Raw genomic sequence first — 24,386 nt, 5'->3', positions numbered from 1 at the left:
CTTAAGTGGGAACTGCCACGATTCGTCGCCAAACGAATTGGGGTGGCAGCTGTGCGCAGGTTGGCGAACCGGGTAAGAAGGAACCCGGCAGACCCGAAGGTCTCCCACGCACAGCCGCCATAAAGCAGGAATGCGGGCACAAAAAAGCGCCTGCAATCGAGATGGGGGCGCCTGTGCGCCTTCTTAAACTCGGGTCGCCAAACCCGGTCGCTGATTTTGCAGCGACGGCCAGAGAGTAACGTCCGTTTTTCGAAAGTGCAACTGCGCTGATGGCTTGCGGATTTTTCAGGTGCGGCATAAATTGTTTGTGCATGTAGATTGACCTCAACGCCTCCGGATCGTCCCCGGAGGCGTTTTTGTTTCAGGCATGGGCTTCCCAGCGCAGGGAAAGAAGGGGCAGAAATCCGCCGCTGAGCATGGAGCGGGCGTCTTCGTAGGCGTCGACTTGCTGGCCTTCGTCGACGACAACGGCCCCGGTCTTTTCGCAATGGAGGGAGAGGGCGCACCAGGTACCGTCGGCCCAGCTGAGCACGCTAACAACGCGACCTTGCCTGTCCTGCTGGCTGCGGTAGCGTTCAAGACGCTGCATGACGCGAGACGAAAAACCGATCCGACGCAACACGGAAAAGGGGTGCATCAAAGCGTTGTTTGCGGTCTTGTGGCTCATGCAGCCACCTGATCACGTGCCTCGATGCGGCTGCGCGCCCACGCTTGAACTTCGGAAAGCACCCAGGCGACAGGGGCGCCGCGTGCGTTGCTGTTGCTCAGTTTGACGGGCTGCGGAAAGCCGCAGTCGGTGCGCTGCATCAGTTTGTAGATGGTCGAACGTTTTATCCCCACGATGCCTTCCACCTCCCGCATGCGGATTAACGTGGAAGCGGCATCAAAAAGTGAGGCAGCGTTGGCGGGAGTCTTGCGGGGAAAATCGGTGACAGAGGTGTTCATAGGTATTGCTCTCGATTGATTTGGACAACGAGAGCAATGGTCTAGAGATTGCTCGGCGGTGAGCAGTTCACTTCCATTTGAAATGACATTGAAATATTGATCACACCACAAAATTGCGCTTGAGGATTCCCTCCACGCTTTTACGGGTTAGTGCTTTTTCGGTTTCCAGTGTCACCCATTCAGCGCGCTGTTTGAGTGGTTTGGATACCTCCCGTTTCAGCCAAGCGTGAACCGCCGTGGTCACGTCTCGCCGTGACATTCCGCTAGCGACGTAGTGTCGGCCTTGCCTAATAATTGCTGTATTCCGTGCGCCGATTTCTTCGTTACGTTCCATCCCGCTGATGATGCCGCCCTTGGTGCGGATGGCGTTCTCGATGGCTCTGTAAGCGATTGGGGTCAGCTCGTCACTGATCAAGCAGGGTAGGGATGTTATGGGCTCCAAAAACAGCACGTACTGGTCCAGTGCCTCAATACGTTCGTTAGGATCGACCTGCCTTTCCACAACCTGACAATAAAGGTCCCACGGCCAATCCGTCGGAGGCTCGGCAACATGTGACCAAGCCTCTTGTTCGGTGGAGCGCATCCAGTCAGCTAGCGCGCTTAGCGCTTTTACTGCGCATGCCATGACGTAGGCAGCATATGCCTCGCGTTCCGATGCTGAATTACACTTGCTGTATCGGCGAACCCAATGCGCGAGACGGTTTTTTTGTCGGTTGAGGCGTACTGAAAAATAGCCTCCTCATGCATCGTTGTCTGGATGCACATGCTGCTCAGGTCGCTGCTGATGTCGCCGGTCTGGATGCGAATGCAACACTGATTTATCAGTTCGCACACGTCAGTGATCTGTTCATTGCAGAACTCGTAGAGTGGCTGCTCTGAGAGATATTGGATCAGGCCAACGGTTAGCGCCGAGTGCAAAATTGGGTGGGTATCAATCATGCGAATGGCTCTCGACGTGCAACGCGCTGTCCCGCGCCCTGCAAGTTGGAAGCGTAGCCAGCGGGCTTTGCGCTATGGCCAAGTGTGATGGAGTGTCGGCCCGCAGCAGGCGAGGGGCCTGTTGTAGCGTTACACAATCGGCGTGCGTTACATCGAGTGTACGGAATGGCGTGCTGGAGTGTAACGGGGTTAAAAGCCAATGAATCCGGGTGTTTGGCCGGCACCGTTACACGAGTAACACCTGTAACACGGATTTTGAAGGTGGTATGGATAAGTGCATTCATACCGCTTTTCCAAATTGTCCCTTGACCACCTTCTCGCTTGCCAAGGCGTCAAGGTGATCTGCATACCACTGCATCATCTTCACTCGGTGCTCAAGGTATTGAGCCTTGTTGTATACCCCGGATATTCCCTCTTCTTTGTGGGCTAGCTGCGCCTCGACATGCTCTTTCGGCCAGCCGTGTTCCCTGAGCAGAGTGCTGGCGGTGTGACGAGTACCGTGACCAACCAAGCGACCTTTGTAACCAACTGTCGCGAAGACCTTGTTGATGGTGTTTTCGCTAATCGTTGGGTTCTTAGCGCCCACCCCAGGGAACAGCCAGCGACTACGACCTGTGAGGCAATGAAGTTCTTTCAGAGCGGAAAGCGCTTGCTTAGGGAGTGGACACACGAAGTCTCTGCGCATCTTCATCTTGGCGGCAGGTGTCGTCCATAGCGCTTTATCAAGGTCGAACTCTTTCCATTCAGCTAACCGAACCATGCCCGGTCTAGATGCGGTCCAGATACAGAGCCATGCAGCAGTTCGGGCCGTCAGCCTGCTGGGAGTGTTTTTGAGTGCTTGGAGGAATTCTGCCAACTCAGGCTCAAGCAAATGAGGATGCTGCTGAGTCTTCGGGGCTTGAGCGGCAATATCTCGTAGGCGACTGCCCGGATCGTTTTCCGTGAGGCCCAAACCGATGGCTCGCCCGAATATCTGATTGATCCAAGTGCGACATTTTTCCGCCACGTTGTGTGCATCCCGGGCTTCGATGGATGCTTGGAGTTCCGCGCAGTCGGTACGGGTGATTTCGTCTAAAGGCTTATCTCCCAGTGCCGGGAGTATGTCTTTGTCGAGGTAGGTGCGGATTTTGTTGAGAGTGGAGGGTGCGAGACCCTTTTCCTCTTTTGCCTTCAGCCAGGCATCAGCGGCAGCTCGAAAGGTTCGGGTCTTGGCCGCATCGATAGCAGCTTTTGCGGATCGCTTTTGTTCTAGGGGTCGGCACCGCTACTCACTACCTTGCGTAGATCGGCAGCTTTGTCCCTTGCCAGCGCGCCACTTACTTCCGGGTAACCCCCGAGCCCCATCCAAGCCCAATTGCCCGCCGGACGTTTGTAGCGGAGTTGCCAGGATTTACCACCATCAGGTTTAACCCTGAAGTAGAGGCCGTTTCCGTCCAGCTCCCGGTATTCCTTTAATTCCGGCTCCAATCCCGCAAGTGTCGTGTCAGCGAGAGGGCGGCGCTTGATGTCTGCGCGCTTCATCCTTGTATCCCAAAGTTCGGTATTTTAGTCAGGATACAAGCAGGGATACAGGCATACAACGGATAAGGGGATACAGGGGTAGACAGACAGGCACAAAAAAACCGGCCAAGTGGCCGGTTTCTTTGGGTCTGAGAGGCTGGTAGAGACTCTCAGATACTGCTATGTGGTGCCCCGAGGGAGACTCGAACTCCCACTCCTTTCGAAAACGGATTTTGAATCCGCCGCGTCTACCAATTCCGCCATCAGGGCTCAATGGCGGCGAAGTATAGAGAGGTGATTACCGTTGGTCAATCACGTTTCATGGTCAATTTTTGATATTTCCGCTAGACTTTCCGGCCCTGCTAGACGAACCCCATCATGCGCGTTGCTGACTTTACTTTCGAGCTTCCTGATTCGCTGATCGCCCGCCATCCGTTGGCCGAGCGTCGCGGTAGTCGCCTGCTGACCCTCGATGGGCCGAGCGGCGCCCTGGCACACCGTCAATTCACTGATTTGCTTGAGCATTTGCGCCCGGGCGATTTGATGGTGTTCAACAATACCCGGGTGATTCCGGCGCGGCTGTTCGGGCAGAAAGCGTCCGGCGGCAAGCTGGAAATTCTCATCGAGCGCGTGCTCGATGCGCACCGCGTGCTGGCTCATGTGCGCTCCAGCAAGTCGCCGAAGCCGGGTTCGAAGATCCTTATCGACGGCGGTGGCGAAGCCGAGATGCTCGCGCGTCATGATGCGCTGTTCGAGCTGGGTTTTGCCGAGGAAGTCTTGCCGCTGCTCGACCGCGTCGGGCACATGCCGTTGCCTCCTTATATAGACCGCCCGGATGAAGGCTCGGATCGCGAGCGTTATCAGACCGTGTATGCCCAGCGTCTAGGTGCGGTCGCAGCGCCGACGGCGGGGCTGCATTTTGATGAGCCGCTGATGCAGGCGATTGCTGCCAAGGGCGTCGAGACTGCGTTCGTGACGTTGCACGTCGGCGCGGGGACGTTTCAGCCGGTGCGTGTCGAGAAGATCGAAGATCACCACATGCACAGCGAGTGGCTGGAAGTCGGCCAGGACGTGGTCGATGCGGTGGCGGCGTGCCGTGCACGTGGCGGTCGGGTGATTGCGGTCGGCACCACCAGTGTGCGTTCGCTGGAAAGTGCGGCGCGCGATGGTGTGCTCAAGCCGTTCAGTGGCGACACCGACATCTTTATCTACCCGGGCCGGCCGTTTCATGTGGTCGATGCCCTGGTGACCAATTTCCATTTGCCGGAATCCACGCTGTTGATGCTGGTTTCCGCGTTTGCCGGTTATCCCGAAACCATGGCCGCCTACAAGGCCGCCGTTGAAAACGGCTACCGCTTTTTCAGTTACGGGGATGCGATGTTCATCACCCGCAATCCCGCTCCAACTGCCCCTGAACAGACAGGCCCAGAGGAAACAGAATGAGTCGCGAATGTCGAATGTCCTTTGAGTTGCTGGCCACCGATGGCAAGGCTCGTCGTGGTCGCCTGACCTTCCCCGTGGCACCGTCGAGACCCCGGCGTTCATGCCGGTCGGCACCTACGGCACGGTCAAGGGCATGCTGCCGCGCGACATTGTCGCCACGGGCGCGGAAATCATTCTGGGCAACACCTTTCACCTGTGGCTGCGTCCCGGCACTCAGGTGATCAAGGAGCACGGCGACCTGCACGATTTCATGCAGTGGAAAGGCCCGATCCTCACCGACTCCGGCGGCTTCCAGGTGTTCAGCCTCGGCGCGATGCGCAAGATCAAGGAGGAGGGCGTGACCTTCGCTTCTCCGGTCGACGGCGCCAAAGTGTTCATGGGCCCGGAAGAGTCGATGCAGGTGCAGCGCGATCTCGGTTCCGACATTGTGATGATCTTCGACGAATGCACGCCGTATCCGGCTGACGAAGACGTCGCGCGCGTATCGATGGAGTTGTCGTTGCGCTGGGCGCAGCGTTCGAAGAATGCCCACGGCGACAACACCGCGGCGCTGTTCGGTATCGTCCAGGGCGGCATGCATGAAAACCTGCGCATGCGCTCGCTCGAGGGCCTCGACAAGATTGGCTTCGACGGCCTCGCCATCGGCGGTCTGTCGGTGGGCGAACCGAAACACGAAATGATCAAGGTGCTGGATTATCTGCCGGGTCAGATGCCCGCTGACAAACCTCGTTACCTTATGGGCGTTGGCAAACCGGAAGATCTGGTTGAGGGTGTGCGCCGCGGGGTGGACATGTTCGATTGCGTGATGCCAACCCGTAATGCCCGCAATGGGCATCTGTTCATCGATACCGGTGTGCTGAAGATCCGTAACGCGTTCCATCGCCACGATGAATCGCCGCTGGATCCGACCTGCGATTGCTACACCTGCCAGAACTTCTCGCGCGCTTATCTGCATCACCTGGACAAGTGCGGCGAAATGCTCGGCAGCATGCTCAATACCATCCATAACTTGCGCCATTATCAGGTGCTGATGGCTGGTTTGCGCGAGGCTATTCAACAGGGTACATTGGCCGCCTTTGTCGATGCCTTCTACGCCAAACGCGGACTTCCCGTCCCGCCTTTGGACTGAGTTTTCTGACCCCAAGATTCAACATTTGCAACTGGAGTGCTAAATGAGCTTTTTTATCTCTAACGCCATGGCTGACGCAGCTGCACCGGCTGCTGCAAGCCCAATGGGCGGCGGCTTCGAGTGGATTTTCCTGGTCGGCTTCCTGGTCATCTTCTACCTGATGATCTGGCGTCCACAGGCCAAGCGCGCCAAAGAGCAGAAGAACCTGCTGAGCAGCCTGCAGAAGGGTGACGAAGTCGTGACCACTGGCGGCATCGCCGGCAAGATCACCAAGGTTGCCGATGACTTCGTGGTTCTGGAAGTGTCCGACACCGTGGAAATGAAGTTCCAGAAAGGCGCCATCGCCGCCACGCTGCCAAAAGGCACGCTGAAAGCGATCTAAGAGCAACAACTTCTACTCAATCGACGGGGCGCGCAAGGCGCCCCGCGTTCATAACGGGCGGCGTGATGCTGAACAAATACCCTCTGTGGAAATACATTCTGATCCTGGCGGTGCTGGCGATCGGTCTGATTTATTCCGCTCCCAATCTTTACCCCGATGACCCGGCGATTCAGATCAGTGGCGCCAGCACGGCTTTGCAGGTCAATGACGCCGATCTGGCTCGCGTCAGCACAGCGCTGAAAGAGTCCGGCATCAACGTCAAGGCGGCTACGCTGACGGCGGGCGGCAAGGGCGGTCTGATCCGTCTGAGCAAGGCTGAAGATCAGCTGCCGGCCAAAGACGTTGTGCGCAAGGCATTGGGTGATGACTACGTCGTCGCGCTGAACCTGGCACAGACCACCCCGCAATGGCTGCGCAACCTCGGTGCGCACCCGATGAAGCTGGGTCTGGACTTGTCCGGTGGTGTGCACTTCCTGCTCGAAGTGGACATGGATAAAGCCCTCGATGCGCGCCTGAAAGTCTACGAAGGCGACGTCAAGAGCCTGCTGCGCAAAGAGAAGCTGCGCTATCGCAGCCTGCCGCAACTGGGCGGTGCCATTCAGTTGGGCTTCAGCGATGAAGACTCCCGCGAACAGGCCCGTGCGCTGATCCGCAAGAACTTCAACGATTTCGACATTGTTCCGGCCGACCTCAACGGTCAACCGGTGCTGCGTCTGGCGATGACCCCGGCCAAGCTGGCGGAAATCCGTGAATACTCCATCAAGCAGAACCTGACCACGGTACGTAACCGCGTCAACGAGCTGGGTGTTGCCGAACCGATCGTGCAGCGTCAGGGCGCCAACCGCATCGTGGTTGAGCTGCCGGGCGTGCAGGACACTGCCGAAGCCAAGCGTATTCTCGGCAAGACGGCCAACCTTGAGTTCCGTCTGGCCGCCGAGCCGGGCGCTTCGAAAGCCACTTCCGAGTCGTTCGAGTTCCGCGAAGGCAATCGTCCTCCGGCGCAGATCGAGCGTGGTCTGATCATCACCGGTGACCAGGTTACCGATGCCAAGGCCGGTTTTGGCGAACACGGCACGCCAGAAGTGAACATCCGTCTGGATGGCCACGGTGGCGAGCTGATGAGCCGCGCGACCCGTTCCAACGTCGGTCGCAGCATGGCGGTGATCTTCATCGAACAGCGTCCGGTCACCACTTACACCAAGCAAGTGGTTGATGGCGTCGAGAAAGACGTGCCGGTACAGACGTTCAAGGAAGAGAAGAAGATCATCAGCCTGGCGACCATTCAGTCGCCGCTGGGTGCGCAATTCCGCATCACTGGCCTGAACGGTCAGGGCGAATCGTCCGAGCTGGCGCTGCTGCTGCGTGCCGGTGGTCTGGCTGCACCGATGTACTTCGCTGAAGAGCGCACAATCGGTCCGAGCCTGGGTGCTGACAACATCACCAAAGGTATTGACGCTTCCCTGTGGGGCATGCTGTTCGTATCGCTGTTCATCATCGCCATCTACCGCTTCTTCGGCGTCATCGCCACCGTCGCACTGGCGGTGAACATGGTGCTGCTGCTGGCGTTGATGTCGTTGCTGGGCGCCACGCTGACCCTGCCGGGTATCGCCGGTATCGTGTTGACGATGGGTATGGCGGTCGACGCCAACGTACTGATCTTCTCGCGGATTCGTGAAGAGATCGCCGCCGGCATGACGGTGCAGCGGGCAATCAACGAAGGCTTCGGCCGGGCATTCACTGCGATTCTCGACGCCAACCTGACCACTTTGCTGGTCGGCGGTATTCTCTTCGCCATGGGCACTGGCCCGGTGAAGGGTTTCGCAGTGACGATGTCCCTCGGGATCTTTACCTCGATGTTCACGGCCATCATGGTGACCCGCGCAATGGTCAACCTGATCTTTGGCGGACGTGACTTCAAGAAGTTGTGGATTTAAGGGGCTGCCATGTTACGTACAATCAACTTCATGGGCGTTCGCAACTTCGCGTTCGGCGTCACATTGCTGCTTACCGTCATTGCCTTGTTCAGTGTCGCCACCAAGGGCATGAACTGGGGCCTGGACTTCACCGGCGGTACACTCATCGAGCTGACCTACGAGCGTCCGGCGGATGTCACCAAGGTGCGCGAGCAGCTGGCGAGTTCCGGTTATCACGAAGCTATCGTGCAGAACTTCGGCGCGACGACCGATCTGTTGGTGCGCATGCCGGGTGAAGATCCGCAGCTGGGCCATCAGGTTGCAGACGCACTGCAGAAAGTCGGCGGCGACAACCCGGCGACGGTCAAGCGTGTCGAGTTCGTCGGCCCGCAGGTCGGTGAAGAACTGCGCGACCAGGGCGGCCTCGGCATGCTGCTGGCGCTCGGCGGCATTCTGATCTACCTGGCGTTCCGCTTTCGGTGGAAGTTTGCGGTCGGCGCGATTGTCTCGCTGATCCACGACGTGATCGTGACCGTGGGGATCCTCTCGTACTTCCAGATCACCTTCGATCTGACAGTACTGGCGGCAGTGCTGGCGATCATCGGTTACTCGCTGAACGACACCATCGTGGTCTTCGACCGGGTGCGTGAGAACTTCCGCGTGCTGCGCAAGGCGACGCTGATCGAGAACATCAACATCTCGACCACCCAGACCCTGCTGCGCACCATGGCGACCTCGATCTCCACTCTGCTGGCGATCGCGGCGCTGCTGTTCTTCGGTGGCGACAACCTGTTCGGCTTCTCCATCGCACTGTTCATCGGTGTACTGGCGGGTACTTACTCGTCGATCTACATCGCCAACGTGGTGCTGATCTGGCTGAACCTGACCACCGAGGATCTGATTCCTCCGGCCAACACCGAGAAGGAAGTCGACGACCGTCCATGACGGTTAGCGATTTCCCGGCTGTCAGCTGACAAAAGGCGCGAGTTGAACTCGCGCCTTTTTTGTGCTCCAAGGCTGGGAGAAGCGCGGGCGCGTCCCGCATGTGATGGTCAGGAGGTTCATGTGAACAAGTCGTTGCTGGTTGGTGCGGTATTGGGTGCTGTCGGTGTCACAGCCGGGGGTGCTGTTGCCACCTACAGCCTGGTTAAAAGCGGCCCTGAGTATGCGCAAGTATTAGCCGTTGAGCCGGTCAAGACACAGATCAAGACTCCACGTGAAGTATGCAAGGATGTAACCGTGACCCGGCAGGCGCCGGTCAAGGATCAACACCAGATTCTCGGCACGGCGATCGGTGCCGTAGCCGGTGGTCTGTTGGGTAATCAGGTGGGCGGCGGTACCGGCAAGAAGATTGCCACTGTGGCCGGTGCAGTCGGCGGCGGTTATGCCGGTAACAAGGTGCAGGAAGGTATGCAGAACCGCGACACCTACACCACCACGCAAACCCGCTGCAACACGGTCAATGACATCAGCGACAAGGTCGTCGGTTACGACGTGCGTTACTCGCTCGATGGCAAGGAAGGCAAAGTACGGATGGATCGTGATCCGGGCAACCAGATTCCGGTCGACAAAGAAGGCAAGCTAATCCTGTCGCAGAATGAGCCGGGTCAGTAAAGCGCTACTGTTGTGAAAAGAAGCACCCTGTGGGGTGCTTTTTTATACCCGCGTTTCAGGGCTACACGCGATTCTCACCTGTGGGAGCGAGCCTGCTCGCGAATACGGTCCAACAGTTGATATTTCCTTTGCTGACACGCCCCATTCGCGAGCAGGCTCGCTCCCACAGGGAATTGTGCTGTTTGGAATTGCAGGCATAAAAAAGCACCCCGGAGGGTGCTTTTGGTTTCGCGGAAAGCTTAGCGCTTCAGCGAGGCCGGCAGGTGCGGCTGGATCGCCGTCAGCACTGCCTTGAAGCACTTGGTGTTGCCGGCAACGATGTGGCCTTTCTCAAGGAAATCGTGACCGCCGGTGAAGTCGCTCACCAGGCCGCCGGCTTCCTGAATCAGCAGGGCGCCTGCAGCCATGTCCCACTCGGACAGACCCGACTCCCAGAACGCATCGAAACGACCGGCAGCCACGTAGGCCAGGTCCAGGCTCGCCGAGCCGGCGCGGCGGATACCGGCAGTCTGGCCAACCAGGGCGCGGAACATGCCCAGGTAGTTGTCGAGGTTGTCCATCTGATCGTCACGGAACGGGAAGCCGGTGCCGAGCAGGGCGCCGTCGAGGCTGGTGCGACCGCTGACGCGCAGACGACGACCGTTCAGTTGAGCGCCGCGACCACGGCTGGCGGTGAATTCTTCCTGGCGAACCGGGTCCAGAACCACTGCGTGTTCCAGGCGGCCACGATATTTGCAGGCGATGCTCACTGCAAAATGCGGAATGCCACGGAGGAAGTTGGTAGTGCCGTCCAGCGGATCGATGATCCACAGGTACTCTTCGCCTTCGATGCCGGTGCCGGCGTGCAGGCCGGTTTCTTCACCCTGGATCGAGTGATTCGGGTAAGCCTTGCGCAGGGCATCGATGATTTTCTGTTCAGCGGCGCGATCAACCTCGGATACGTAATCCTTGGCGTCTTTTTCGTCGACCTTGATGGTATCCAGGCGCTCGATGGAGCGGAAGATCAGTTCACTGGCGCTGCGGGCGGCGCGCAGCGCGATATTCAGCATGGGCTGCATGGATGTGTCACCTAAGGTTGTTAAAGAAAGCCGCGCATTCTATCAGAACTTTTCTTCAGGTGAAGGACGCTGTTCGCTTTCATAGCTTAACGGTAGGCTGTTCTGTAAGATTTGCCCCCTTTCCTGTGTCCGAGAGCGCCTCCCTTGCTGCAGAACATTCGTGTCGTCCTGGTCAACACCAGCCACCCCGGCAACATCGGCGGGGCCGCGCGCGCCATGAAAAACATGGGTCTGTCGAGACTGGTGCTGGTCGAACCGCGGGTCTTCCCGCACCACGAGGCCGACGCCCGCGCCTCCGGTGCTGGTGACATCCTTGAAAACGCGCAAGTCGTCGCCACGTTGGAAGATGCTTTGGTCGGTTGCAATCTGGTGCTCGGCACCAGCGCCCGCGACCGCCGCATTCCCTGGCCGCTGCTGGATCCGCGCGAATGCGGCAACAAGGTGGTCGAGGAAGCCGGGCAGGGCGCCGAGATTGCTTTGGTGTTCGGTCGTGAAGACTCCGGCCTGACCAATGAAGAGCTGCAGCGATGTCATTTTCACGTGCACATCCCTTCCGACCCGACGTTCAGTTCGCTGAACCTCGGGGCGGCGGTGCAGGTGTTGAGTTATGAAGTGCGCATGGCCTGGCTGGCCGCACAGGGTCAGCCGAGCAAAGTCGAGAAAGAGGAAGTGGCCTCGGTGAAAAGCGCCGAGCTGGCGACCATGGATGAGCTGGAGCGCTTTTATGAGCACCTGGAGCAGACGCTGGTTGCCATCGAATTCCTCGACCCGGAAAAACCACGGCACTTGATGGCGCGCCTGCGCCGGTTGTACGGACGCAGCTCGGTCAGCCGGGCGGAAATGAATATTTTGCGTGGCATTCTCACGGAAACCCAGAAAGCGGCCCGTGGCGAACTTCTAAAGCGGAAGGATTGAATGATGTTTGAGCGTTTGCGTGAAGATATCCAAAGCGTATTCCATCGAGACCCGGCGGCGCGTAACGCTTTTGAAGTCCTGACCTGCTACCCCGGCATGCATGCGATCTGGATTCATCGTCTGGCCGGCATGCTCTGGCGCAACGAACTTAAATGGCTGGCGCGGCTGGTGTCGAACTTCGGTCGCTGGCTGACCGGGATCGAGATTCATCCGGGTGCCAAGGTCGGTCGGCGGTTCTTCATCGACCACGGCATGGGCATCGTCATTGGTGAAACCGCCGAGATCGGCGACGACGTCACCATCTATCAAGGCGTGACGCTCGGCGGCACCAGCTGGAACAAGGGCAAGCGCCACCCGACTCTCGGAGACGGCGTTGTAGTTGGTGCTGGGGCCAAGGTTCTTGGTCCGTTCACGGTCGGTGCAGGCGCCAAAGTCGGCTCCAACGCTGTGGTCACCAAGGAAGTGCCGCCCGGCGCCACGGTGGTGGGGATTCCGGGGCGGATCATTGTCAAGACCGATGAAGAGCAGGACGCCAAGCGCAAAGCCATGGCGGAAAAGATCGGCTTCGACGCTTACGGCGTCAGCGAAGACATGCCCGACCCGGTGGCCCGCGCCATCGGCCAGTTGCTCGATCATCTGCAAGCGGTGGACGGCCGTCTGGAGGGCATGTGCGGTGCGCTGAAGGATCTGGGCAGCAATTACTGTGCGAAAGATCTGCCTGAGCTGCGCGAAGAAGACTTCGCATGCGTCAAGGGCAAGGACGAATCGAAAGCCGGCTGAACCGCGGCGCTGCTTTTCGCGAGCAGGCTCGCTCCCACAGATGAATGCATTCCAATGTGGGAGCGAGCCTGCTCGCGAAGAACGATCACGCGGTTGCGCTGGCTGTCCGCAACCCGTCTTTGCTATAGTGCGCGCGCTCTTTTGCGGGTAAACCCGACTAAAGCACTAGGTCTTATAGTTGACTTAAATGCTCGGGAATTGCATACTCCCGCCCATTCCGAACTCCGTGGTAACTGTCCATGCGACTGACTACAAAAGGCCGATACGCCGTGACCGCCATGCTTGACCTGGCGTTGCACGCGCAGCACGGGCCGGTGTCTCTGGCCGATATCTCCGAGCGCCAAGGCATCTCCCTGTCCTACCTCGAACAGCTGTTCGCCAAGCTGCGCCGCAGCAACCTGGTTTCCAGCGTTCGCGGTCCGGGTGGTGGCTACCAGTTGTCCCGCGACATGCAGGGCATCCAGGTCGCCCAGGTGATCGATGCGGTGAACGAATCGGTCGATGCCACCAAGTGCCAGGGCCAGGGCGATTGCCATTCCGGTGATACCTGCCTGACCCATCATCTGTGGTGCGACTTGAGCCTGCAGATTCACGAATTTCTGAGCGGTATCAGCTTGGCCGACCTTGTGACTCGCCGTGAGGTACAAGAAGTGGCCCAGCGTCAGGACCAGCGCCGTTGCAGCAGCAAGGCGCCACGCCTGGACAAGATTGAAGCGTCCGCCGTCGAATGACAGCCGAAGAGCTACCCGCGGCACGCCAGCCCTGATTTAGGAGATAGTCCATGAAATTGCCGATTTACCTTGATTACTCTGCAACCACCCCGGTTGATCCGCGCGTTGCGCAGAAAATGAGTGAATGCCTGCTGGTCGACGGAAACTTCGGTAACCCGGCGTCCCGTTCCCACGTGTTCGGCTGGAAGGCTGAAGAGTCCGTCGAAAACGCTCGTCGTCAGGTGGCCGATCTGGTCAACGCCGACCCGCGCGAAATCGTCTGGACCTCCGGCGCGACCGAATCCGACAACCTGGCGATCAAGGGCGCGGCACATTTCTACGCCTCCAAGGGCAAGCACCTGATCACCAGCAAGATCGAGCACAAGGCTGTCCTCGACACCATGCGCCAGCTGGAGCGTGAAGGCTTCGAAGTGACCTACCTCGAGCCGACCGAAGACGGTCTGATCACCCCGGCGATGATTGATGCTGCACTGCGCGAAGACACCATTCTGGTGTCGGTGATGCACGTCAACAACGAAATCGGCACCATCAACGACATCGCCGCCATTGGCGAGATGCTGCGCGCCAAAGGTGTGCTGTTCCACGTTGACGCCGCTCAGTCCACTGGCAAGGTCGAAATCGATCTGCAGAAGCTGAAAGTCGACATGATGTCGTTCTCCGCCCACAAGACCTATGGCCCTAAAGGCATCGGCGCGTTGTACGTCAGCCGCAAGCCGCGTGTGCGCATCGAAGCGACCATGCACGGCGGCGGTCACGAGCGTGGCATGCGTTCCGGCACCCTGGCGACCCACCAGATCGTCGGCATGGGCGAAGCGTTCCGTGTGGCCAAGGAAGACATGGCTGCCGAGAACGTGCGCATCAAAGCCTTGAGCGACCGTTTCTACAAGCAGGTCGAGCATCTGGAAGAGCTCTACGTCAACGGTAGCCTGACCGCCCGCGTTCCGCACAACCTGAACCTGAGCTTCAACTACGTTGAAGGCGAGTCGCTGATCATGGCGCTCAAGGATCTGGCGGTATCGTCCGGTTCGGCCTGCACCTCGGCGTCGCTGGAGCCTTCGTACGTACTGCGCGCCCTGGGCCGCAACGACGAACTGGCACACAGCTCGATCCGCTTTACCTTCGGCCGTTTCACCACCGAAGAAGAAATCGACTACGCCGCGCAGAAAGTCTGCGAGGCCGTTACCAAGCTGCGCGCTCTGTCGCCGCTGTGGGACATGTACAAAGACGGCGTCGATATCTCGAAAATCGAGTGGGCGGCACACTAACTATAGAAGCCGCCGGATACAGATCCTGTAGCGACGCGGCGTTAACGCAGCGCAGTTGCAGGGTCTCAAGAGCGGCCCTGATGAGTGAGGATTGAGAATCATGGCTTACAGCGAAAAGGTCATCGACCACTACGAAAACCCGCGCAACGTCGGCAAGATGAACGCGGAAGATCCTGATGTCGGCACCGGCATGGTCGGCGCTCCGGCGTGCGGCGACGTGATGCGTCTGCAGATCAAGGTCAACGATCAGGGCGTTATCGAAGATGCCAAGTTCAAGACCTACGGTTGCGGTTCGGCAATCGCCTCCAGCTCCCTCGCTACCGAGTGGATGAAGGGCAAGACCCTGGACGAAGCCGAAACCATCAAGAACACTCAGCTGGCCGAAGAACTGGCTTTGCCGCCAGTGAAAATCCACTGCTCCGTGCTCGCAGAAGACGCTATCAAAGCGGCTGTTCGCGATTACAAGCAGAAGAAAGGCTTGATCTGAATTTCAAGATTCGGCGACGAGTAAGGAGTCAACGATGGCTATCAGCATGACAGAAGCGGCTGCTCGACACGTGCGGCGCTCCCTCGACGGGCGCGGCAAAGGTGAAGGGATTCGTCTGGGTGTTCGCACCACAGGCTGTTCCGGCCTTGCCTACGTGCTGGAGTTTGTCGACGAGGTAGTGGCGGAGGATCAGGTGTTCGAGAGTCACGGCGAAAAAGTGATCATCGACCCGAAAAGCCTGGCCTACCTGGACGGCACCGAGCTCGACTTCGTCAAGGAAGGGTTGAACGAAGGCTTCAAGTTCAACAACCCCAACGTGCGCGGTGAATGTGGCTGCGGCGAAAGCTTCAACATCTGAGGCTGGTCGTGGGTATTCCTTGTCATTTCGCTTTATTCGAGCTGCAACCGAGCTTCCGCCTGGATCTCGAGCAGTTGGCCACGCGCTACCGTGAGTTGGCGCGCGGCGTCCATCCTGACCGTTTTGCCGATGCATCCGAACGCGAACAGCGCTCGGCGCTCGAGCAATCGGCGCGGCTCAACGACGCCTACCAGACGCTCAAGAGTCCGGCCCAGCGCGCACGCTACCTGCTGAAAATCAGCGGGCATGAAGTGCCGATGGAGGTCACCGTCCACGATCCCGAGTTTCTACTGCAGCAGATGCAATGGCGCGAAGAGCTCGAAGATCTGCAGGACAGTGCCGACCTCGACGGTGTTGCGGTATTCAAGCGTCGCTTGAAAGCTGCTCAGGAAGAACTCAATGAGAGCTTCGCAGCCTGTTGGGATGATGCTGCGCAACGTGAACAGGCCGAACGCCTGATGCGGCGCATGCAGTTCCTCGACAAGCTCACCTACGAAGTGCGCCAGCTGGAAGAGCGCCTCGACGATTAACCCAGTGCTGCGCTGAATTGCACGCTGACAGACAGACAAGACCTGATCACCATGGCTCTACTGCAGATCGCCGAACCCGGCCAAAGTCCTCAACCGCACCAGCGTCGCCTGGCGGTGGGCATCGACTTGGGTACTACCAATTCGCTGGTCGCTGCGCTGCGCAGTGGTCTTTCCGAACCGCTGGCCGACGCCAACGGGCAGGTCATCCTGCCGTCCGCCGTGCGTTATCACGCCGACCGCGTTGAAGTCGGTGAGTCCGCCAAGCTGGCGGCATCCTCCGATCCTCTGAACACCGTGCTCTCGGTCAAGCGCTTGATGGGTCGTGGCCTGTCCGACGTCAAGCAATTGGGCGAACAGCTGCCGTACCGCTTCGTCGGCGGCGAATCACACATGCCGTTCATCGACACCGTGCAAGGCCCGAAAAGCCCGGTTGAAGTCTCCGCCGATATCCTCAAAGTCCTGCGTCAGCGTGCTGAGGCGACCTTGGGTGGCGAACTGGTTGGTGCGGTGATCACCGTTCCTGCCTACTTCGATGATGCGCAGCGTCAGGCCACTAAAGATGCGGCCAAGCTCGCCGGTCTGAACGTGTTGCGTCTGCTCAACGAGCCGACCGCTGCTGCTGTGGCGTATGGTCTGGATCAACACGCTGAAGGCCTGGTTGCGATTTATGACCTTGGTGGCGGTACCTTCGACATTTCGATTCTGCGTCTGACTGGCGGCGTTTTCGAAGTTCTGGCCACTGGCGGCGACAGCGCGCTGGGCGGCGATGACTTCGATCACGCGATTGCCGGCTGGATCATTGAGAGCGCTGGCCTGTCCGCCGATCTCGATCCGGGCGCACAGCGCAATCTGCTGCAAACCGCCTGTGCGGCCAAAGAAGCTTTGACCGATGCGGCCAGTGTGGAAGTGGCTTACGGCGACTGGAAAGCACAACTGACCCGTGAAGCCTTCGATGCGCTGATCGAGCCAATGGTCGCGCGCAGTCTGAAAGCCTGCCGCCGCGCCGTTCGCGATTCCGGTATCGAACTGGAAGACGTCCACGCCGTGGTCATGGTCGGCGGTTCGACCCGCGTGCCACGTGTGCGTGAAGCCGTTGCCGAAGCCTTCGGTCGTCAGCCACTGACGGAAATCGACCCGGATCAAGTGGTGGCCATCGGGGCCGCGATCCAGGCCGATACCTTGGCTGGCAACAAGCGCGATGGCGGCGAATTGCTGCTGCTCGACGTGATTCCGTTGTCCTTGGGGCTGGAAACCATGGGCGGTCTGATGGAGAAGGTGATTCCGCGCAACACCACGATCCCCGTCGCCCGCGCCCAGGATTTCACCACCTATAAAGACGGCCAGTCGGCCATGGCCATCCACGTGTTGCAGGGCGAGCGCGAGCTGATCAGCGACTGCCGCTCTCTGGCGCGTTTCGAATTGCGCGGCATTCCGGCGATGGTGGCGGGTGCGGCGAAGATTCGCGTGACCTTCCAGGTCGACGCCGACGGTCTGCTCAGCGTGTCTGCCCGTGAATCGGGCTCGGGCGTTGAAGCGAGCATTCAGGTCAAGCCGTCCTACGGCCTGACCGACGGCGAAATCGCCAAAATGCTCAAAGACTCGTTCCAGCACGCCAATGACGACAAGGTCGCCCGTGTTCTGCGTGAGCAGCAAGTCGATGCCCAACGCCTGCTCGAAGCGGTGCAGGGCGCGCTGGAGGCCGATGGCGAGCGTTTGCTCGACGCCGAAGAGCGCATGGTCATCGAACTGCAAATGCAGGAACTGGCCGAACTGATGAAAGGTACCGATGGTTACGCCATCGAGCAGCAGACCAAGCGTCTGTCGCAGGTGACCGATGCTTTTGCTGCCCGCCGCATGGACCTGACGGTGAAAGCCGCTCTGTCGGGGCGCAACCTGAATGAAATCGAGGATATCTGATGCCGCAGGTCATTTTTCTGCCCCACGAGAAGTTCTGCCCTGAAGGCATGGTGGTCGAGGCTGCGCCCGGCACATCGATTCTCGAACTGGCCCACGAACACCATATCGAGATGGAAAGCGCGTGCGGCGGCGTCTGCGCCTGCACTACTTGCCATTGCATCATCCGCGAGGGTTTCGACTCGCTGGAAGAGGCCGATGAGCTGGAAGAAGACTTCCTCGACCGTGCCTGGGGCCTTGAGGCGCAATCGCGTCTCGCTTGCCAGGCCATCGTCGGTGAGGAAGACCTCACCGTCGAGATTCCGAAATATTCGCTTAACCATGCGGCCGAAGCGCCGCACTGACTGGTAAGACTGTCATGAGCTACGGTTGGAATGATGTTCAACGCATTGCAGAAGAGCTGGCCGAGGCCCATGAGGGACTCGACCCGTATTCTGTAGGTTTTGTCCGTTTGCAGCAGATGATTCTTGAACTGCCGGACTTCGATGCGACTTCTGGCCGGGTCGGCGAGAAGGTGCTTGAAGCGGTTCAGGAGCTCTGGGCCGCAGAATTGGACTGATCGTCTCGCAGGTTAGGCAATACCCAAGAACCCGCGTATAATTCGCGGGTTTAATTTTTCGCAAATTACCGTTTCTGGAGTTACACCATGGCTGTTCAACGTACTTTCTCCATCATCAAGCCTGACGCCGTTGCTAAAAACGTGATCGGCAAGATCACCACTCGCTTCGAAGACGCTGGCCTGCGCGTTGTAGCTTCGAAACTGAAGCAACTGTCCAAAGCCGAAGCCGAAGGCTTCTACGCTGAGCACAGCGAGCGCGGTTTCTTCGGTGACCTGGTTGCTTTCATGACTTCCGGTCCGGTTGTCGTTCAGGTTCTGGAAGGCGAAAACGCTATCGCTCGCAACCGTGAGCTGATGGGCGCTACCAACCCTAAAGAAGCTGCTCCAGGCACCATCCGTGCTGACTTCGCTGAATCGATCGACGCCAACGCCGTTCACGGTTCGGACTCCGAAGCTGCTGCCGCTCGCGAAATCGCTTACTTCTTCGCAGCTACTGAAGTAACCACTCGCTAAGCATTGCTTGCAGAGTGAAGGTGAATCCATGACTACATCGACTGTTAAAACAAACCTGCTGGGTCTGACCCAGCCGGAAATGGAAAAATTCTTCGACTCAATCGGGGAGAAGCGTTTCCGTGCCGGTCAGGTAATGAAATGGATTCACCACTTTGGCGTCGATGATTTCGACGCCATGACGAACGTCAGCAAAGCCTTGCGCGACAAGCTCAAGGCCATTGCTGAAGTGCGTGGTCCGGAAGTGGTCAGCGAGGACATCTCCAGCGACGGCACCCGTAAATGGGTGGTGCGCGTGGCGTCCGGCAGCTGCGTCGAGACCGTGTACATTCCCCAGGGCAAACGCGGCACTCTGTGCGTTTCGTCCCAGGCAGGCTGTGCCCTGGACTGCAGTTTCTGCTCCACCGGCAAGCAAGGCTTCAACAGCAACCTCACCGCCGCCGAAGTCATCGGTCAGGTGTGGATTGCCAACAAATCTTTCGGCAGCGTCCCGGCCACCGTCGACCGCGCCATCACCAACGTGGTGATGATGGGCATGGGCGAGCCGTTGCTGAACTTCGATAACGTCGTCGCCGCCATGCATCTGATGATGGATGACCTCGGCTACGGGATCTCCAAGCGCCGCGTGACCCTGTCCACTTCGGGCGTGGTGCCGATGATCGATGAGCTGGCCAAGCACATCGACGTGTCCCTGGCGTTGTCCCTGCACGCACCGAACGACGCATTGCGTAACCAATTGGTGCCGATCAACAAGAAATATCCGCTTAAGATGCTGCTCGAGTCGTGCCAGCGCTACATGTCCGCCCTTGGCGAGAAACGTGTGCTGACCATCGAGTACACCTTGCTCAAGGACGTCAACGACAAGCTTGAGCATGCTGTGGAAATGATCGAGCTGCTTAAAGACATCCCGTGCAAGATCAACCTGATCCCCTTCAACCCGTTCCCGCACTCCGGGTACGAGCGGCCGAGCAACAATGCCATCCGCCGCTTCCAGGATCAGTTGCATCAGGCCGGTTTCAACGTCACTGTGCGCACCACCCGTGGTGAAGACATCGACGCCGCATGTGGTCAATTGGTAGGGCAGGTGCTGGATCGCACCCGTCGCAGCGAACGTTATATCGCCGTGCGCGAGTTGAGCGCCGACAGCGATCTGGCACAGAACGCCGCGAACACTAACTAAGAGAGGATCTCTATGTCCCTGCGCTTTGCGCTGCTGTTGCTGTTGGCCAGTCTGTGCGCTGGTTGTGTCCTGTCGGGTGACTACAACCCGATGAAGACCAGCAAGGGCCGCGATGAAGCGCGGGCTGCCTACGTGCAGCTGGGTCTGGGCTACCTGCAGCAGGGCATGACCGAGCGCGCCAAGGTGCCCTTGAAGAAAGCGCTGGAGCTGGACGGTTCCGACCCCGACGCCAATGCCGCGCTCGGTCTGGTGTTTCAGGCTGAAATGGAGTCGGCACTGGCCGACGAGCATTTCCGCAAGGCCTTGTCCTCACGTCCCGCCGATGCACGCATCCTCAACAACTACGGCAGTTTTCTCTACGAAGAACAGCGCTACAAGGAAGCCTACGAGCGTTTTGAACAAGCGGCCGCCGATACCCTGTATCCTGAGCGTTCGCGGGTCTTCGAAAACCTCGGCATGACCGCCGCCAAGCTTGGCCAGCGTGATCTGGCCCAGCAACAGCTGGAAAAAGCCCTGCGCCTGAACCGCCAACAACCGCGCGCATTGCTGGAAATGGCTGAGTTGTCCTTCGAAGACAGGCATTATGTGCCCGCGCGTGACTATTACGACCGTTTCAGCCAGCTGACCGAACAAAATGCACGTAGTCTATTGCTCGGCGTTCGGCTGGCAAAAGTGTTTGAAGATCGCGACAAGGCAGCCAGTTACGGTCTGCAATTAAAACGACTCTATCCCGGTACGCCGGAATATCAGCAATACCTGTCGGAGCAATGATGAAAGCGGCGCATCCCGAAGTTGTAGCAGCGAATCGCGTTAATCCCGGTGAGACCCTGCGCCAGGCCCGCGAAAGCAATGGCTGGTCGCTGGCCGAAGTGGCCCTCAAGCTCAACCTCACCGTGACATCCCTGAGCAATCTTGAAGCCGGCGCTTTCGACAAGCTGCCGGGGCATACCTTCGCTCGCGGTTACATTCGCGCCTATGCCAAATTGCTCGGTATGGACCAGACCGTTCTGGTTCAGCAGTTCGACCAGTCCACCGGCACCGACTCCCAGGGCAGCAACGTTCACGCCCTCGGTCGTATCGAAGAGCCGGTGCGCGTTTCCCACACCATTTTGCGTATCGTCAGCCTGTTGCTGCTGATCGCGGTCATCGGCGGCGGTTTCGTCTGGTGGCAGGATCAGACCTCCCAGCGCACCCGCGATCTGACCAGCCTCGCGCCGGAACACGTCGAAGTCGAAGGCGCTGACGGCACCACGCAGATCCACCCGATCGACGAGCCGGAAGACCAGGCTGTCGCCGAAAATCAGGCAGACAATTCGACATCGCTGGCCTTGCCGCAGTCGGAAACCAGTGCTGAATCGACCGGCGCCGAGTCTGCCGCGCCAGCAACCGAGCCGGCTGCCCCGGCAGTTGCGCCAAGCGCACCGGCACAGACGCCTGCGCCAGTGGTGGCGGCTCCGGCCACTCCAGCGCCGAATGTCCCTGCGACACCGGCCCCGACCGCGCCGGTTGCTCAAGCGCCAAGCGCTGAAGCAGCTGCTCCGGTTGCCGGCGAAGGCCAGGTGCAATTGCAGTTCACCGGCGATTGCTGGGCACAGGTGACCGATGGCCGTGGCAAAGTGATTTTCAGTGGTCTGAAGCATAAAGGCGACAGCGTGACCGTCTCCGGCAAGCCGCCGCTCAATGTGCGTCTGGGCGTTGCCCGCGCGGCACAGGTCAGCTACAACGGCCAACCGGTCGACATCGCTCCGTTCACCAGTGGCGAGACTGCTCGCCTGAAGTTGGGTCAATAAGTCATGCACGGCGAATCTCCAATCAAACGTCGCGAATCGCGCAAGATCTGGGTCGGCAACGTACCGGTGGGCGGCGATGCGCCGATCGCTGTGCAGAGCATGACCAACAGCGATACCAATGATGTCGCTGCGACCGTGGCGCAGATCAATCGTCTGGAAGCTGCCGGCGTCGACATCGTTCGCGTCTCGGTGCCGGACATGGACGCCGCCGAGGCGTTCGGCAAGATCAAGCAACTGGTCAAAGTGCCGTTGGTGGCCGATATCCACTTCGACTACAAGATCGCCTTGCGCGTGGCCGAACTGGGTGTGGACTGCCTGCGCATCAACCCGGGCAACATCGGTCGTGAAGACCGTGTGCGTGCTGTGGTCGATGCTGCCCGTGATCGCGGCATTCCGATCCGCATCGGCGTCAACGCCGGTTCCCTGGAAAAAGACCTGCAGAAGAAATACGGCGAGCCGACCCCGGCGGCGCTGGTCGAATCCGCGCTGCGCCACGTTGAACACCTCGAACGCCTGAATTTCCAGGACTTCAAGGTCAGCGTGAAGGCCTCCGATGTGTTCATGGCCGTCGAAGCCTACCGTTTGCTGGCAAAGGAAATCGTGCAGCCGCTGCACTTGGGTATCACCGAAGCCGGTGGTTTGCGTTCGGGCACGGTGAAATCCGCCGTGGGCCTAGGTATGCTGCTCGCCGAAGGGATTGGCGATACTATCCGGATCTCGCTGGCGGCCGACCCGGTCGAGGAAGTGAAGGTCGGTTACGACATTCTCAAGTCTTTGCATCTGCGTTCCCGTGGCATCAACTTCATCGCCTGCCCGAGCTGCTCGCGGCAGAACTTCGATGTGGTCAAGACCATGAACGAGCTGGAAGGGCGCCTTGAAGACCTGCTGGTGCCGCTGGATGTCGCGGTCATCGGTTGCGTGGTCAACGGCCCCGGCGAAGCCAAGGAAGCCCATATCGGCTTGACCGGCGGCACGCCCAACCTGATTTACATCGACGGCAAGCCGTCGCAGAAGCTGACGAATGACAATCTGGTGGACGAGCTGGAAAAGCTGATCCGCCAGAAAGCGGCCGAAAAGGTCGAAGCTGACGCTGCCGTTATCGCGCGCGGCTGATCGAACGAATTAAGGAAATTTTGTGAGCAAGTCTCTGCAAGCCATTCGTGGCATGAACGACATCCTGCCCGAACAGACCCCGCTGTGGCGTTATTTCGAAGGCACTGTGGCGCGTCTGCTGGATAACTACGGTTACAAGCAGATCCGCATGCCGATCGTCGAGTTCACCGAGCTGTTCAAGCGCTCGATCGGCGAAGTCACCGATATCGTCGAAAAAGAGATGTACACCTTCGAAGACCGCAACGGCGACTCGCTGACCCTGCGCCCGGAGGGCACTGCGGCGTGCGTGCGTGCTGTGCTCGAGCACGGCATCACCGGCGGCGGTCAGGTGCAGAAACTCTGGTACATCGGCCCGATGTTCCGCCACGAGCGTCCGCAAAAAGGCCGCTATCGCCAGTTCCACCAGATCGGTCTGGAAGTGTTCAACCTCGACGGTCCGGACATCGACGCCGAGCTGATCATCATGACCTGGCGCCTGTGGGGCGAGCTGGGCATCCGTGATGCGGTCAAGCTCGAACTCAACAGCCTCGGCACCAGCGAGTCCCGTGGTCGCTATCGTGAAGCGCTGGTCGAGTACCTCTCGGCGCACCACGACAAGCTCGACGAAGACAGCCAGCGTCGCCTGAAGACCAACCCGCTGCGCGTGCTCGACACGAAAAATGCCGACACTCAGGCTGTGCTGGTCGATGCGCCGAAAATGGCTGACTACCTCGACGACGAGTCCCGTGCCCACTTCGAAGGCCTGAAGGCGCGTCTGGATGCCGTCGGCATTCCTTATGTGCTCAACCCGAAACTGGTGCGCGGCCTCGATTACTACAGCAAAACCGTTTTCGAATGGGTCACCGACAAGCTCGGCGCCCAGGGCACCGTGTGCGCGGGCGGCCGTTACGACGGTCTGGTCGAGCAGATGGGCGGCAAGCCAACCCCGGGCGTCGGTTTCGCCATGGGCATCGAGCGTCTGGTGTTGATGCTAGAAACCCTCGAGCAGATCCCGGAAGAGATTTCCCGTCAGGTCGACGTCTACCTCTGCGCCTTCGGTGAAGAGGCCGAGCTGGCCGGTCTGGCCCTGGCCGAACGGGTACGCGATGAACTTCCAAACCTGCGCCTGCAAGTCAATGCCGGCGCCGGCAGTTTCAAAAGCCAGTTCAAGAAGGCCGACAAGAGCGGTGCGCTGTACGCATTGATCCTCGGTGACGACGAAATGGCCCAGCAAGTGGTAGGTTTCAAACCCCTGCGTGGCCAGGGCGAACAACAAAGCATTGCCTGGGATGCGCTCGCCGCTCACCTGGCCACCTGCGTCGTGCAGGGTTGAAGCTGTCTTAACAGCCGAT

The 24,386-nt window shown here is 59.2% G+C and carries 28 protein-coding genes, 1 tRNA gene and 2 pseudogenes; 22 read left to right on the top strand and 9 right to left on the bottom strand.

Going from position 1 to position 24,386, the window contains the following annotated elements; translation table 11 throughout:
- Nucleotides 1-361: 361 nt before the first annotated feature.
- The 8 genes and pseudogenes from LJU32_26720 to LJU32_26685 all read right to left on the bottom strand — a co-directional run bounded on the left by LJU32_26720 (nucleotide 362) and on the right by LJU32_26685 (nucleotide 3,654).
- Nucleotides 362-667: a hypothetical protein gene (locus tag LJU32_26720; protein ID WKV88852.1), complete on the bottom strand. Its 306-nt coding sequence runs from the start codon at nucleotides 665-667 to the stop codon at nucleotides 362-364.
- A complete protein-coding gene (locus tag LJU32_26715; GenBank protein WKV88851.1) occupies nucleotides 664-945 on the bottom strand; it encodes an AlpA family phage regulatory protein in 282 nt (93 codons plus the stop codon). The genes LJU32_26720 and LJU32_26715 overlap by 4 nt, the downstream gene beginning before the upstream one ends.
- 100 nt (nucleotides 946-1,045) lie before the next feature.
- The gene (locus tag LJU32_26710; protein ID WKV88850.1) at nucleotides 1,046-1,528 is read right to left on the bottom strand and encodes a primase C-terminal domain-containing protein; all 483 of its coding nucleotides are present in this window, start codon (nucleotides 1,526-1,528) and stop codon (nucleotides 1,046-1,048) included.
- Between the two features lie 26 nt (nucleotides 1,529-1,554).
- Complete coding sequence (locus LJU32_26705) at nucleotides 1,555-1,884, bottom strand: hypothetical protein (GenBank protein ID WKV88849.1); 330 nt, start codon at nucleotides 1,882-1,884, stop codon at nucleotides 1,555-1,557.
- A gap of 280 nt (nucleotides 1,885-2,164) precedes the next feature.
- Entirely contained in the window at nucleotides 2,165-2,836 is a 672-nt protein-coding gene (locus tag LJU32_26700; protein WKV88848.1) for a site-specific integrase, read from the bottom strand.
- Nucleotides 2,837-2,917: 81 nt separating this feature from the next.
- Nucleotides 2,918-3,106, bottom strand: a pseudogene (locus tag LJU32_26695) (integrase).
- Between the two features lie 26 nt (nucleotides 3,107-3,132).
- Nucleotides 3,133-3,405 carry an Arm DNA-binding domain-containing protein gene (locus LJU32_26690; protein WKV88847.1) on the bottom strand — a complete coding sequence of 91 codons (273 nt, stop codon included), beginning with the start codon at nucleotides 3,403-3,405 and terminating at the stop codon, nucleotides 3,133-3,135.
- A 164-nt stretch (nucleotides 3,406-3,569) separates the two neighbouring features.
- Nucleotides 3,570-3,654, bottom strand: a tRNA-Leu gene (locus LJU32_26685).
- A 108-nt stretch (nucleotides 3,655-3,762) separates the two neighbouring features.
- On the opposite strand from LJU32_26685, the gene queA reads away from it, so the two are divergent.
- From queA to LJU32_26655, 6 genes and pseudogenes are all read left to right on the top strand, one after another.
- Nucleotides 3,763-4,827 carry a tRNA preQ1(34) S-adenosylmethionine ribosyltransferase-isomerase QueA gene (queA, locus tag LJU32_26680; protein ID WKV88846.1) on the top strand — a complete coding sequence of 355 codons (1,065 nt, stop codon included), beginning with the start codon at nucleotides 3,763-3,765 and terminating at the stop codon, nucleotides 4,825-4,827.
- A 14-nt stretch (nucleotides 4,828-4,841) separates the two neighbouring features.
- Nucleotides 4,842-5,956: pseudogene (gene tgt / locus LJU32_26675) on the top strand (tRNA guanosine(34) transglycosylase Tgt).
- Nucleotides 5,957-5,999: 43 nt separating this feature from the next.
- Nucleotides 6,000-6,338, top strand: a complete 339-nt coding sequence (gene yajC / locus LJU32_26670; protein ID WKV88845.1) for a preprotein translocase subunit YajC — start codon at nucleotides 6,000-6,002, stop codon at nucleotides 6,336-6,338.
- 65 nt (nucleotides 6,339-6,403) lie between these two features.
- Entirely contained in the window at nucleotides 6,404-8,272 is a 1,869-nt protein-coding gene (secD, locus tag LJU32_26665) for a protein translocase subunit SecD (GenBank protein ID WKV88844.1), read from the top strand.
- Nucleotides 8,273-8,281: 9 nt separating this feature from the next.
- Entirely contained in the window at nucleotides 8,282-9,196 is a 915-nt protein-coding gene (secF, locus tag LJU32_26660) for a protein translocase subunit SecF (protein WKV88843.1), read from the top strand.
- Between the two features lie 120 nt (nucleotides 9,197-9,316).
- On the top strand, nucleotides 9,317-9,865 hold the full coding sequence (locus LJU32_26655; protein ID WKV88842.1) for a glycine zipper 2TM domain-containing protein: 549 nt from the start codon (nucleotides 9,317-9,319) through the stop codon (nucleotides 9,863-9,865).
- 239 nt (nucleotides 9,866-10,104) lie between these two features.
- Here LJU32_26655 and suhB read toward each other — a convergent pair whose 3' ends face one another.
- Complete coding sequence (suhB, locus tag LJU32_26650) at nucleotides 10,105-10,923, bottom strand: inositol-phosphate phosphatase (protein ID WKV88841.1); 819 nt, start codon at nucleotides 10,921-10,923, stop codon at nucleotides 10,105-10,107.
- Nucleotides 10,924-11,067: 144 nt separating this feature from the next.
- Between suhB and trmJ the strand changes: the two genes are divergently transcribed.
- From trmJ to hisS, 16 genes are all read left to right on the top strand, one after another.
- The gene (gene trmJ, locus LJU32_26645) at nucleotides 11,068-11,838 is read left to right on the top strand and encodes a tRNA (cytosine(32)/uridine(32)-2'-O)-methyltransferase TrmJ (GenBank protein WKV88840.1); all 771 of its coding nucleotides are present in this window, start codon (nucleotides 11,068-11,070) and stop codon (nucleotides 11,836-11,838) included.
- Nucleotides 11,839-11,841: 3 nt separating this feature from the next.
- Nucleotides 11,842-12,618 carry a serine O-acetyltransferase gene (gene cysE / locus LJU32_26640; GenBank protein WKV88839.1) on the top strand — a complete coding sequence of 259 codons (777 nt, stop codon included), beginning with the start codon at nucleotides 11,842-11,844 and terminating at the stop codon, nucleotides 12,616-12,618.
- A 239-nt stretch (nucleotides 12,619-12,857) separates the two neighbouring features.
- Entirely contained in the window at nucleotides 12,858-13,349 is a 492-nt protein-coding gene (iscR, locus tag LJU32_26635; GenBank protein ID WKV88838.1) for a Fe-S cluster assembly transcriptional regulator IscR, read from the top strand.
- A 50-nt stretch (nucleotides 13,350-13,399) separates the two neighbouring features.
- Nucleotides 13,400-14,614: an IscS subfamily cysteine desulfurase gene (locus LJU32_26630; GenBank protein ID WKV88837.1), complete on the top strand. Its 1,215-nt coding sequence runs from the start codon at nucleotides 13,400-13,402 to the stop codon at nucleotides 14,612-14,614.
- A 100-nt stretch (nucleotides 14,615-14,714) separates the two neighbouring features.
- The gene (gene iscU / locus LJU32_26625) at nucleotides 14,715-15,101 is read left to right on the top strand and encodes a Fe-S cluster assembly scaffold IscU (protein WKV88836.1); all 387 of its coding nucleotides are present in this window, start codon (nucleotides 14,715-14,717) and stop codon (nucleotides 15,099-15,101) included.
- A gap of 34 nt (nucleotides 15,102-15,135) precedes the next feature.
- On the top strand, nucleotides 15,136-15,459 hold the full coding sequence (gene iscA / locus LJU32_26620) for an iron-sulfur cluster assembly protein IscA (protein WKV88835.1): 324 nt from the start codon (nucleotides 15,136-15,138) through the stop codon (nucleotides 15,457-15,459).
- A gap of 8 nt (nucleotides 15,460-15,467) precedes the next feature.
- The gene (hscB, locus tag LJU32_26615) at nucleotides 15,468-15,989 is read left to right on the top strand and encodes a co-chaperone HscB (protein WKV88834.1); all 522 of its coding nucleotides are present in this window, start codon (nucleotides 15,468-15,470) and stop codon (nucleotides 15,987-15,989) included.
- Nucleotides 15,990-16,040: 51 nt separating this feature from the next.
- The gene (gene hscA / locus LJU32_26610) at nucleotides 16,041-17,906 is read left to right on the top strand and encodes a Fe-S protein assembly chaperone HscA (GenBank protein ID WKV88833.1); all 1,866 of its coding nucleotides are present in this window, start codon (nucleotides 16,041-16,043) and stop codon (nucleotides 17,904-17,906) included.
- Nucleotides 17,906-18,247: an ISC system 2Fe-2S type ferredoxin gene (fdx, locus tag LJU32_26605; protein WKV88832.1), complete on the top strand. Its 342-nt coding sequence runs from the start codon at nucleotides 17,906-17,908 to the stop codon at nucleotides 18,245-18,247. Before hscA ends, fdx begins: the two co-directional genes overlap by 1 nt.
- 14 nt (nucleotides 18,248-18,261) lie before the next feature.
- Entirely contained in the window at nucleotides 18,262-18,462 is a 201-nt protein-coding gene (gene iscX, locus LJU32_26600) for a Fe-S cluster assembly protein IscX (GenBank protein ID WKV88831.1), read from the top strand.
- 87 nt (nucleotides 18,463-18,549) lie between these two features.
- Entirely contained in the window at nucleotides 18,550-18,975 is a 426-nt protein-coding gene (gene ndk, locus LJU32_26595) for a nucleoside-diphosphate kinase (GenBank protein WKV88830.1), read from the top strand.
- 28 nt (nucleotides 18,976-19,003) lie between these two features.
- Complete coding sequence (gene rlmN / locus LJU32_26590; GenBank protein WKV88829.1) at nucleotides 19,004-20,152, top strand: 23S rRNA (adenine(2503)-C(2))-methyltransferase RlmN; 1,149 nt, start codon at nucleotides 19,004-19,006, stop codon at nucleotides 20,150-20,152.
- 12 nt (nucleotides 20,153-20,164) lie between these two features.
- Complete coding sequence (gene pilW, locus LJU32_26585; protein WKV88828.1) at nucleotides 20,165-20,923, top strand: type IV pilus biogenesis/stability protein PilW; 759 nt, start codon at nucleotides 20,165-20,167, stop codon at nucleotides 20,921-20,923.
- A complete protein-coding gene (locus LJU32_26580) occupies nucleotides 20,923-21,942 on the top strand; it encodes a helix-turn-helix domain-containing protein (GenBank protein WKV88827.1) in 1,020 nt (339 codons plus the stop codon). Before pilW ends, LJU32_26580 begins: the two co-directional genes overlap by 1 nt.
- A 3-nt stretch (nucleotides 21,943-21,945) precedes the next feature.
- Nucleotides 21,946-23,055: a flavodoxin-dependent (E)-4-hydroxy-3-methylbut-2-enyl-diphosphate synthase gene (gene ispG, locus LJU32_26575; GenBank protein WKV88826.1), complete on the top strand. Its 1,110-nt coding sequence runs from the start codon at nucleotides 21,946-21,948 to the stop codon at nucleotides 23,053-23,055.
- 22 nt (nucleotides 23,056-23,077) lie between these two features.
- Nucleotides 23,078-24,367: a histidine--tRNA ligase gene (hisS, locus tag LJU32_26570; GenBank protein WKV88825.1), complete on the top strand. Its 1,290-nt coding sequence runs from the start codon at nucleotides 23,078-23,080 to the stop codon at nucleotides 24,365-24,367.
- The last annotated feature ends 19 nt before the right edge of the window (nucleotides 24,368-24,386 follow it).

Source organism: Pseudomonas sp. B21_DOA (genome assembly GCA_030544685.1).
In the GTDB taxonomy this organism is placed as follows: Bacteria; Pseudomonadota; Gammaproteobacteria; order Pseudomonadales; family Pseudomonadaceae; genus Aquipseudomonas; species Aquipseudomonas fluorescens_AO.
Note: the sequence above shows the minus strand (reverse complement) of the source record. Positions and strands in the feature narration are given on the sequence as shown.

What these genes read in the sequence shown, in the direction of transcription:
- LJU32_26580 (WKV88827.1), top strand. Translation starts at nt 20,923, where the DNA reads ATGAAAGCGGCGCATCCCGAAGTTGTAGCAGCGAATCGCGTTAATCCC.
- yajC (WKV88845.1), top strand. Translation starts at nt 6,000, where the DNA reads ATGAGCTTTTTTATCTCTAACGCCATGGCTGACGCAGCTGCACCGGCT.
- secF (WKV88843.1), top strand. Translation starts at nt 8,282, where the DNA reads ATGTTACGTACAATCAACTTCATGGGCGTTCGCAACTTCGCGTTCGGC.
- hscA (WKV88833.1), top strand. Translation starts at nt 16,041, where the DNA reads ATGGCTCTACTGCAGATCGCCGAACCCGGCCAAAGTCCTCAACCGCAC.
- ispG (WKV88826.1), top strand. Translation starts at nt 21,946, where the DNA reads ATGCACGGCGAATCTCCAATCAAACGTCGCGAATCGCGCAAGATCTGG.
- queA (WKV88846.1), top strand. Translation starts at nt 3,763, where the DNA reads ATGCGCGTTGCTGACTTTACTTTCGAGCTTCCTGATTCGCTGATCGCC.
- iscX (WKV88831.1), top strand. Translation starts at nt 18,262, where the DNA reads ATGAGCTACGGTTGGAATGATGTTCAACGCATTGCAGAAGAGCTGGCC.
- iscU (WKV88836.1), top strand. Translation starts at nt 14,715, where the DNA reads ATGGCTTACAGCGAAAAGGTCATCGACCACTACGAAAACCCGCGCAAC.
- rlmN (WKV88829.1), top strand. Translation starts at nt 19,004, where the DNA reads ATGACTACATCGACTGTTAAAACAAACCTGCTGGGTCTGACCCAGCCG.
- LJU32_26710 (WKV88850.1), bottom strand. Translation starts at nt 1,528, where the DNA reads ATGCGCTCCACCGAACAAGAGGCTTGGTCACATGTTGCCGAGCCTCCG.
- secD (WKV88844.1), top strand. Translation starts at nt 6,404, where the DNA reads ATGCTGAACAAATACCCTCTGTGGAAATACATTCTGATCCTGGCGGTG.
- cysE (WKV88839.1), top strand. Translation starts at nt 11,842, where the DNA reads ATGTTTGAGCGTTTGCGTGAAGATATCCAAAGCGTATTCCATCGAGAC.
- suhB (WKV88841.1), bottom strand. Translation starts at nt 10,923, where the DNA reads ATGCAGCCCATGCTGAATATCGCGCTGCGCGCCGCCCGCAGCGCCAGT.
- LJU32_26630 (WKV88837.1), top strand. Translation starts at nt 13,400, where the DNA reads ATGAAATTGCCGATTTACCTTGATTACTCTGCAACCACCCCGGTTGAT.
- fdx (WKV88832.1), top strand. Translation starts at nt 17,906, where the DNA reads ATGCCGCAGGTCATTTTTCTGCCCCACGAGAAGTTCTGCCCTGAAGGC.
- LJU32_26715 (WKV88851.1), bottom strand. Translation starts at nt 945, where the DNA reads ATGAACACCTCTGTCACCGATTTTCCCCGCAAGACTCCCGCCAACGCT.
- pilW (WKV88828.1), top strand. Translation starts at nt 20,165, where the DNA reads ATGTCCCTGCGCTTTGCGCTGCTGTTGCTGTTGGCCAGTCTGTGCGCT.
- iscA (WKV88835.1), top strand. Translation starts at nt 15,136, where the DNA reads ATGGCTATCAGCATGACAGAAGCGGCTGCTCGACACGTGCGGCGCTCC.
- LJU32_26720 (WKV88852.1), bottom strand. Translation starts at nt 667, where the DNA reads ATGAGCCACAAGACCGCAAACAACGCTTTGATGCACCCCTTTTCCGTG.
- LJU32_26705 (WKV88849.1), bottom strand. Translation starts at nt 1,884, where the DNA reads ATGATTGATACCCACCCAATTTTGCACTCGGCGCTAACCGTTGGCCTG.
- iscR (WKV88838.1), top strand. Translation starts at nt 12,858, where the DNA reads ATGCGACTGACTACAAAAGGCCGATACGCCGTGACCGCCATGCTTGAC.
- ndk (WKV88830.1), top strand. Translation starts at nt 18,550, where the DNA reads ATGGCTGTTCAACGTACTTTCTCCATCATCAAGCCTGACGCCGTTGCT.
- LJU32_26690 (WKV88847.1), bottom strand. Translation starts at nt 3,405, where the DNA reads ATGAAGCGCGCAGACATCAAGCGCCGCCCTCTCGCTGACACGACACTT.